Raw genomic sequence first — 285 nt, forward strand, 5'->3', positions numbered from 1 at the left:
CGCAGTTGCGTGTTGTAATCAGCGCCAAACTTGCCAGCTTGTTGTGCTTTTTTACGTTGCACATCCATACACTGCTGGAAACCACGCTCATCAATGGTCATAAAACGTTCACGAGCGACATCAGCGGTTAAGTCCGCTGGAAAGCCATAGGTATCATAGAGCTTGAATACCACATCGCCGGGGATAACATCGCCTTCTAGGGCGCTTAAGTGTTCTTCCAAAATAGCCAAGCCGCGTTCTAGAGTTTTGCCAAATTGCTCTTCTTCAATACGCAGTACTTTTTCA

General features: G+C 46.7%; 1 protein-coding gene. It reads right to left on the reverse strand.

What is annotated here, in order from left to right; all coding sequences use genetic code 11:
- A partial coding sequence (locus CWC14_RS18310; protein ID WP_249928785.1) for an alanine--tRNA ligase-related protein occupies window positions 1-285 on the reverse strand: 285 nt, incomplete at both ends.

Origin of the sequence: Pseudoalteromonas sp. S3260, from assembly GCF_005886925.1 — a bacterium.
Classification (GTDB): Bacteria; Pseudomonadota; Gammaproteobacteria; order Enterobacterales; family Alteromonadaceae; genus Pseudoalteromonas; species Pseudoalteromonas tetraodonis.